This is a genomic window from Hoylesella loescheii DSM 19665 = JCM 12249 = ATCC 15930, assembly GCF_000378085.1.
In the GTDB taxonomy this organism is placed as follows: domain Bacteria; phylum Bacteroidota; class Bacteroidia; order Bacteroidales; family Bacteroidaceae; genus Prevotella; species Prevotella loescheii.
Genome location: NZ_KB899223.1, coordinates 50,846 through 58,092, shown reverse-complemented (window position 1 = coordinate 58,092; position 7,247 = coordinate 50,846). Strand labels below are relative to the sequence as shown.

Below are 7,247 nucleotides of genomic sequence, written 5' to 3'. Positions count from 1 at the left end.
GGGAACATCCTTTACCTTCGCTTCCTCTGCCAAAGACCAGATTATCTCAGAGGCTGCCCGTGGGGTGATGCAGGGCGCAAGTCAGCTGCTTCAAAAGAAGCTGCGCACCATCAAGGTAACGCTCAAAGGTGGCTACCGCCTTTTCTTGGTTCAGTCCAAATAAAACAATCGAAAATGATAAGTAAAAAATAACATCAAATAAAAAAGGAACAATGAAGAAAATTATTTTATCAATGGCTATGCTTGCCATGGTGGGAGCAACAGCCACAGCACAGGAAAACAATGATGATCTGACACCGAGCCGTCCGCTTACTTCGGGAGAACTTTTTCAAGGTATGAGCCGTGCCATACCTACGGGGCGTGTCGTACTGCCGTATGGTTTAGACGTTACCTTTGACAAGACCGTGCATCTTATCTTCCCTTCTACTATCCGCTATGTAGACTTAGGTTCACAGAACATCATCGCAGGGAAAGCGGAGGATGCTGAGAACGTATTACGTGTAAAGGCGTCGGTGAAGGACTTTGAAACGGAAACCAATATGAGTGTTATCTGCGACGACGGCTCTTTCTATACTTTCAACGTCAAGTATGCTGATGAACCGGAGAAGCTTAGCATAGAGATGAAGGACTTCTTATCACCAACGGACGGACGCCTGCCAAGCAATCGCTCTGACATTTACTTTAAGGAACTTGGCAACGAGTCGCCCGTATTAGTAAAGCTGATGATGCAGACTATCTATCAGAATGACAGACGCTGCATCAAGCACATTGGTGCACAGCAGTTTGGCATGAAGTTCCTGCTTCGTGGCTTGTATGCCCATAATGGCTTGCTGTATTTCCACATTCGTATGGAAAACGGCACGAATATGCCATACTCGGTGGATTTTATCACCTTTAAGGTGGTTGATAAGAAGATGGCAAAGCGCACCGCTATACAGGAACAGGTGCTTCAGCCACTTCGTGCCTATCATCAGGTAATGCAGGTGCGTGGCATGGGCAGTGAACACACTGTGTTTGCGCTCGAGCAGTTTTCTCTGGCGGAAGACAAGCAGCTTGAAGTGACGCTCTATGAGAGAAATGGCGGTCGTACGCTGACCTTCTATGTAACGGCAGAGGACCTGCAACTGGCAAAGAAGATTGATAACCTCAAACTGAAATGGTAGACATTATGAAGAAGAAAATCATTTTATCGGTTTGTGCAGCGGTGGCAATGGCTTTTAGCTTGCCATCGCAGGCACAGCGACTGATACCCAAGCAAAGGGGCGTAGAGGTCGTAGGAAGTGTTCCACTTATTAAGGGTGAAAAGTTCCTTGCTGCTGACAATTTCGGCATGGGAGCATCACTCGCCCGATATCTGGGGCGTGAGAACTATACTTTTGTTATGGCAGAGTATGAACAGCAGAATATGTCGTACCGAGATTATAACGTAAAACTCAAGGATGCTCTCTTGCAGGTGGGCTATATGCACCCTGTTCTCTCCGACAGAGGTAAGAACGTGTTTCTCTATGGTGGTATATCCGCCTTGGGTGGCTATGAGCAGCTGAACAAGGACAAGAAGCTGCTGCCCGATGGGGCGACACTGCTCGACCGCTCCCACTTTGTCTATGGTGGTGCCGTGCATGGCTCGGTGGACGTATTTCTAACGGACAGGGTTCTCTTTCTTGTAAAGGCGCAGGGACGTTTCCTCTTTGGAACAGACGTGCATTGTTTCCGTCCGGCAGTTTCAGCAGGACTAAGGTTTAACTTTTAAGTAGAAGAAAAAATGAAAAAGATATTGAATACTATTTGGGTAATGGGTGTGCTGACCCTTGCCGTGTTTTGCCTATCTGCTTGTGATAGGGATTTGGATGTTCAGCAGTCTTATCCGTTTTCGGTGGAGACAATGCCGGTTCAGAAGGACATCATAAGGGGGCAGACGGCTGAGATACGCTGTACGCTGAAGCGAGGCGGTGAGTTTGCCGATACTCGCTATACGATACGTTATTTTCAGTCTGACGGCAAAGGATTGCTAAGAAATGATAACGGTACGGTTTTCAAGCCTAACGACCGCTATCCGCTGACTAAGGATGTGTTCCGCTTATATTACACTTCTCTGTCATCTGACCGCCAGACGATTGATGTATATGTGGAGGATAGTTTCGGTAAGGTGCAGCAGCTGACCTTTAGTTTCAACAACGAGCGAGAAGAGGGCAAGGACAAGCCTACATCTTCTCGTCGCTAAGACCATAATTGATGCGAACGATAAATTCTTTCATTTTGCTTTGTGTATTCTGCCTGTTCTGTCAGCCGACCCTTGCCCAGCGCAGGGTGCGGCTGGCAGACTTGCCACCTTTTGAGCGTGCAGTAGTTGTTGTGAAATATTTTGAGGGACTGCACGGCTGGAAGAATTATCCGTATGTTGGGTATGGGCATCAGCTGCAACGGGGAGAGTACTTTACGGCAGATATGACGGAACGGCAGGCAGATTCCCTGCTCCGTGCCGACCTAATGAAACACATTGAGATATTCAAGAAGTACGGAAAAGATGCCCTATTGCTTGCCGTGCTTTCTTACAACATCGGAGTTGGGCGTATCTTGGGATATGGCAAACACCCTAAAAGTCAGTTACTACGCAAAATAGAAGCAGGGGATAGAAATTTCTATAAGGAGTTTGTAGCATTTTGTAGATATAAGGGCAAAGTATTGCGTGGATTATTAAGGCGAAGACAAGTAGAATATACTTTATTCTGTTTGCCGTGATTCAATTTATAATTCAATATTTTATAGCCAAAAATTCATATTCTGAGGATAAATGAGTATCTTTGCAAAGGCTGTCTATATTTTATATGTTACAAGCATTAATACATCATAAATTAAAAGGAGCTTTTACTGATACGCACTTTCACCATACAGAGGATACGACAACATCTTCTATAATCGGGTTATTACAATATCTTCCTGATGAGTTGGTATGGAAACTCCTTAAGTCAAGTTGTGGTTTTTCTTCAGGTATGCCCCAAAATATAGGTCAGATATTATCTGTAAATTTTTGGGATAGCTGGACACCTGATGGAGATATAAATACGACAAGAGTTGAGCCTGATGTATGGCTTGAATTTGAAAAGGCTTTCATTATAATAGAAGCAAAAAAATATGATGGGGGAGGACAGTATGAGGAGCAATGGCGGAAAGAAGTAAAATCATATAACCTCCATTTTGGAAAACTACAGAAAAGACTCTTTTTTATAGCTTTAGGAGGAAATCAAATTCTGCAAAACAAGACAATAACAGTAGATGGTGTAAATCATACTATTCATGCTGCATCTTGGTATAATTTATTAAATGCAGTTATTAAACAGGTAAAAGAAGAATCAAACAATTCCGCCAAAAGGATATTAAGTGATATAATACTCGCATTTGAACAGCATCAGATGTTTCAAATTGATTGGCTAAAATCAATATATAATGTAAACATAAATTTAGAGAATAAAGAATACATCAAATTTGTTCCTACATTATTAGGAGGACTTAAATCAAGAAAGATATATAATTCTAATATTAATAGTTTGCTATGGAAAATATAAACCAACACCAACTTGATAATTTCAATGAAGCAATGTTGAATGTTAGACGAGCACATCGGCTCATCTATCAATATCAACGTAGAATGATAGACTTAATAGATTTTATCCGCCAAAAACTTGATTTTCCTCCTATATATAATGGAGTTGGAGGCTGGAAACATTTTTCTGACCCTCTTTATAGATCAAGTAAAAATGAATACTTCAAACTATCTAAAAATAATTGGGCTTGGGATTTCTTATGCTCGTATGAGTTTGAATATTATTTGGGAGAAAAATTCACTAAAGAAAGGGCAAATTCTTCTGAAAGTAGTGAGCAATATGCCATTAGTCTTTTGCAAATATCGGACACAGGGTATTTTGACAGCAAATTGGATAATAGATTGGATGTAGATAACTTTATTCCTGAGGAAAATTCTGCATCAAAACTTCTTTTCTATTTTGAACTAAAACCTAAACAGAAAGATTGGATTTGGGATGTTAAAAGTATAGCTCTTTCTAAGCGTTACTGTAAATCAAGTTTTACACATTGCCATAAGACAGAAGAATGTGGAAATAAACGAATTCTATATGCCTTCCCTATGAGTTCTTTTATAAACGAAGAATCAACCATATTAGCATTACAAGAATTTAGCTCTTATGTAGAAAAGTATGCAGGTATAAGTTTAACAGTTTTATAACTATTTGAAATGTTTTTTCTGCGACTTTCTTTTGCTTCTTTTCTTTGGTCGTCTGCTCGTTCAAAGAAAAAGAAAAGAAGCCACGCAATTTTTGAGGTAGCGTGGCTCATTTGTATTATGGTATTTCGGTTGTTTCTATTACCCGCTCTTCGGGGTGGGTATCAAAATCCCAATTGATTTCCTCATCGGGAAGTGTGCTGTGAACCCCTCTGCCCATCACCAACCCACAATCTTGCAGAACTTTCTGCCGTGCGTCTTCCTTGCTCTCCGCAACCACATCAAACACTCCTTCGAAGATGTATTGCGTCCGAACTCTGTAAACTTTCTTCTTCATAATCTTAAAATTCAACTTTTAATAATCTGTATTCCTTTGGCTTTCCATTGGATAATTTGCGATGTGTGAGCCAAAAGTGATGCGCACCATATCCGTAGGCAAAGAACTTGTCAAGTTCTGTTTCTTCAGCTATTTTATTGATAGCTGACCTTAACTCCTCTTTGCTGTCGGATAAGGTTATTGCGTTGATAACCCTAATGAGAATATGCGGTATCTCGTCTGCATAGTTATAGATGATGTTTTCAATCTCTGTTTTCATATCTCTGATAATTTAATAGTTCATACTTTATGCTGTAGCTTTCATTCTTCGGCTTATAAGACCTCGATTGGCGTTGACAAGGTTTACTATCTGCTCGTGGTATTCCGTATTTTTATTACATACTCCACGACTTTGCACCACTTCCAAAGTTCGTAAAGACATTTCAATAGTTTCTATTCGCTTACCTTCAATGGTAGCCGAAAGGATAAGGGAGTCCTCCTTAAGGTAGTATGCATTAGAAAATACGCAATGGTGCATTGATACACCTTCTTCCAAATGTTCTTGCACGCTCTCTAATACGTGGACTTGAATTGTGCCGTCCGTGAAACAAATACCGAAAAACTTGGATTTGAGTTCCTTGAAACGCTTTTCATCTTCCATTGCCTTCTGCTGCTTCTGTTCTATCTCCTCCTTTTCACGCACTCTGAGAAGTTCATCGTGTCTGCGGTCGTGTTCGGCTTTAAGGTCTGTGGGGCATAAATATTTTGGATTATGAATATCCTTACCTAATCTTCTAAGTGTATCTACATAATCACTCCAAAGAGAAATGTCTGCTATCTCATAGCCGTTACGGACTGCAATCTTGTAGGACTGCCATAGTTCTTCAAAAGCCTTCTTGTTGCCAAGAAAGTAACGTAAATGGTCTGTGCGACCTGCTTTTAACAATGTTTCCACACGGCTGTCTGTAAGCAATGCAGGAATAAGCTGAGTAGGCACGATGCCATAGAAATTGTCCTTAAAACCATTTCTGCGAAGTATGTCTGTAACCTTGAACTTCGGATATATCGATGAGTAGGCAATATGCTGATAGGCTTCATTATCGTTGCGTATCGCCATAGGACTATAATAGGAAAAGGTATCAATATAGTGTCCCAATACCCTCTGTATGGCAACCACAGCTTTTCGTCCCTGCATATTCCACCAATATTGCCCAATCTCAATTATAGAAGTTTGTGCTTTGTAACCTTTCTCCATACCCACAATAAGTAGGAACATACGTAATACTTGAAACTCTCCACAAGTGGTAAGTAGGGTGAAATACTGCTTCTGCTGCAACTTGCGCTCATAGGTTTCCTTGACCTGCAACTTTGCCCTGCAATGAGGGCAAGTGCAAGTTTCTCTATGTTTGTCCATTACCCAACTATGCCCACAATCCATACAAGTGGTGCGACCTTTTGGCAAGCGGTAGGCGAAGTGGTCTATGCACTCACGGAATGCCCACTTACTTTGTGTCTTGGTTATCGGGCGAAGATGCTTGCTTTGTTCCAAAACCGCCTTTTCAAATTTGTTTCTCGGTTTCATAGGCTTAAAAATCGAATAGTGATGGTTGTACTTGGGTTGCTGCGTTCTCAGTCTTTTTCACTCGTGCGTTACGGCTCTGTAACTTGGCAAGTTCCTCACGCTGATATTGCTTAATGGCTTCCTGCCTTGCTTCGGCTTTTTCTTCCTCCGTGAGTTCTACAATGTGATTAACGGCAACTTGGCAAGAAATAGCCTTACCCACCTCAATATCGTCTTCATCATAGTAGTGAACAGCCATAGAGAAGATTTCATCATCATCAAAGCCATTACAACCGCTTTTCTGCACTTCATTAAGAATGTAGGTGATGCACTCCTCGATATTCTTGTTCGGTTTCATCAAGTTAGGGGCAAATAAGGGGTCTGCCATAGCACGCTGATTGAGATACTCGGCTATTGTCCGTGTGAAATGTTCTGTTCCTTTCATTGTCGTATATGTTTTGATGTTATTAATACTTGGGAATTTCTACTATCTGATTGATACGCCCATATAGGTAGGCTCTTAGGCTTGTTCTGTCAGGTGCGTAATACTCTGTCCATTGTCCGTACTGACTGACAAGGTATTTCTTCAGTACATCAAAGAAGTCAAAACGATAGCCTTGTAGTGGAACGGCTGTGCGGAAATAGGTGTTAGAGTTCACCGCTTCACATAACCAATTCTTTTCTTCACGGCTCATCATTTCGCCACGATTGAGTTTCACACGCAGGAGATATACTTTGCTATTACAAAGGCTCTCCAAAGGGAGTACATCCCATTGTACAAACTTAATTGCCAACACTTGCTCACTCTTTTCAGCCGTAGGGTTAATGCGGTAATGAGAGGAGGAGCTATATCCTTTTTCTTTCATCGAAGATGTTGTATTTACTTTTTGCTTATCCATAGCGACATTTTTTTATGCGTCCAAAGATCGGAGTATGCTGATTCCTTTTTGTAGCAAAATAGAGGTAGCGGGGCGGGCTTGCACAAGGTTTTGGCGGAAAATACAACCCGTAGGTGTGGAGATTTTCCAGACAAACCAAGCGGCTTAGGACCTTGGGAAAGCCACAAGACCCGTACTACCTTTGCGAATAAAAAGGGAACAGCATCCGTCTCCTTGTCATCGCATATCGTGGAG

General features: G+C 41.6%; 12 protein-coding genes. 7 read left to right on the top strand and 5 right to left on the bottom strand.

The genetic code is table 11. From position 1 onward, the window contains the following. From traM to F453_RS15740, 7 genes are all read left to right on the top strand, one after another. The coding region (traM, locus tag F453_RS15465) for a conjugative transposon protein TraM (RefSeq protein ID WP_154650694.1) at nt 1-163 on the top strand (163 nt) is incomplete at its 5' end. A 49-nt stretch (nt 164-212) separates the two neighbouring features. Further along, entirely contained in the window at nt 213-1,163 is a 951-nt protein-coding gene (traN, locus tag F453_RS0112145) for a conjugative transposon protein TraN (RefSeq protein ID WP_026292507.1), read from the top strand. Then, the gene (locus tag F453_RS0112140) at nt 1,157-1,750 is read left to right on the top strand and encodes a conjugal transfer protein TraO (protein WP_018967473.1); all 594 of its coding nucleotides are present in this window, start codon (nt 1,157-1,159) and stop codon (nt 1,748-1,750) included. The genes traN and F453_RS0112140 overlap by 7 nt, the downstream gene beginning before the upstream one ends. A 12-nt stretch (nt 1,751-1,762) precedes the next feature. Continuing rightward, complete coding sequence (locus tag F453_RS0112135) at nt 1,763-2,221, top strand: DUF3872 domain-containing protein (protein ID WP_018967472.1); 459 nt, start codon at nt 1,763-1,765, stop codon at nt 2,219-2,221. An 11-nt stretch (nt 2,222-2,232) separates the two neighbouring features. Beyond that, complete coding sequence (locus F453_RS0112130; RefSeq protein WP_026292572.1) at nt 2,233-2,739, top strand: lysozyme; 507 nt, start codon at nt 2,233-2,235, stop codon at nt 2,737-2,739. 86 nt (nt 2,740-2,825) lie between these two features. Continuing rightward, on the top strand, nt 2,826-3,563 hold the full coding sequence (locus F453_RS0112125) for a hypothetical protein (protein WP_018968253.1): 738 nt from the start codon (nt 2,826-2,828) through the stop codon (nt 3,561-3,563). Then, nucleotides 3,551-4,240, top strand: coding sequence for a PM0109 family protein (locus F453_RS15740; protein WP_018968252.1), 690 nt, complete (start codon nt 3,551-3,553; stop codon nt 4,238-4,240). The genes F453_RS0112125 and F453_RS15740 overlap by 13 nt, the downstream gene beginning before the upstream one ends. A 115-nt stretch (nt 4,241-4,355) precedes the next feature. On the opposite strand, the gene F453_RS0112115 is transcribed toward F453_RS15740, so the two are convergent. Genes F453_RS0112115 through F453_RS0112095 form a run of 5 tightly spaced genes read right to left on the bottom strand, consistent with a single transcriptional unit; the run spans nt 4,356 to nt 7,013 of the window. Further along, complete coding sequence (locus F453_RS0112115) at nt 4,356-4,574, bottom strand: hypothetical protein (RefSeq protein WP_018968251.1); 219 nt, start codon at nt 4,572-4,574, stop codon at nt 4,356-4,358. Nucleotides 4,575-4,578: 4 nt separating this feature from the next. Then, nucleotides 4,579-4,833 (bottom strand): DUF8466 domain-containing protein, encoded by a 255-nt coding sequence (locus tag F453_RS0112110; RefSeq protein ID WP_018968250.1) that lies wholly within the window; start codon nt 4,831-4,833, stop codon nt 4,579-4,581. 27 nt (nt 4,834-4,860) lie between these two features. Further along, nucleotides 4,861-6,135 carry a PcfJ domain-containing protein gene (locus F453_RS0112105; RefSeq protein ID WP_018968249.1) on the bottom strand — a complete coding sequence of 425 codons (1,275 nt, stop codon included), beginning with the start codon at nt 6,133-6,135 and terminating at the stop codon, nt 4,861-4,863. Nucleotides 6,136-6,139: 4 nt separating this feature from the next. Further along, nucleotides 6,140-6,559, bottom strand: coding sequence for a PcfK-like family protein (locus F453_RS0112100; RefSeq protein ID WP_018968248.1), 420 nt, complete (start codon nt 6,557-6,559; stop codon nt 6,140-6,142). Between the two features lie 22 nt (nt 6,560-6,581). Further along, on the bottom strand, nt 6,582-7,013 hold the full coding sequence (locus tag F453_RS0112095; RefSeq protein WP_018968247.1) for a hypothetical protein: 432 nt from the start codon (nt 7,011-7,013) through the stop codon (nt 6,582-6,584). Nucleotides 7,014-7,247 lie beyond the last annotated feature (234 nt).

Excerpts from the sequence above, each read along its gene's own strand:
- traN (WP_026292507.1), top strand. The coding sequence starts at position 213 with ATGAAGAAAATTATTTTATCAATGGCTATGCTTGCCATGGTGGGAGCA.
- F453_RS0112140 (WP_018967473.1), top strand. The coding sequence starts at position 1,157 with ATGGTAGACATTATGAAGAAGAAAATCATTTTATCGGTTTGTGCAGCG.
- F453_RS0112135 (WP_018967472.1), top strand. The coding sequence starts at position 1,763 with ATGAAAAAGATATTGAATACTATTTGGGTAATGGGTGTGCTGACCCTT.
- F453_RS0112130 (WP_026292572.1), top strand. The coding sequence starts at position 2,233 with ATGCGAACGATAAATTCTTTCATTTTGCTTTGTGTATTCTGCCTGTTC.
- F453_RS0112125 (WP_018968253.1), top strand. The coding sequence starts at position 2,826 with ATGTTACAAGCATTAATACATCATAAATTAAAAGGAGCTTTTACTGAT.
- F453_RS15740 (WP_018968252.1), top strand. The coding sequence starts at position 3,551 with ATGGAAAATATAAACCAACACCAACTTGATAATTTCAATGAAGCAATG.
- F453_RS0112115 (WP_018968251.1), bottom strand. The coding sequence starts at position 4,574 with ATGAAGAAGAAAGTTTACAGAGTTCGGACGCAATACATCTTCGAAGGA.
- F453_RS0112110 (WP_018968250.1), bottom strand. The coding sequence starts at position 4,833 with ATGAAAACAGAGATTGAAAACATCATCTATAACTATGCAGACGAGATA.
- F453_RS0112105 (WP_018968249.1), bottom strand. The coding sequence starts at position 6,135 with ATGAAACCGAGAAACAAATTTGAAAAGGCGGTTTTGGAACAAAGCAAG.
- F453_RS0112100 (WP_018968248.1), bottom strand. The coding sequence starts at position 6,559 with ATGAAAGGAACAGAACATTTCACACGGACAATAGCCGAGTATCTCAAT.
- F453_RS0112095 (WP_018968247.1), bottom strand. The coding sequence starts at position 7,013 with ATGGATAAGCAAAAAGTAAATACAACATCTTCGATGAAAGAAAAAGGA.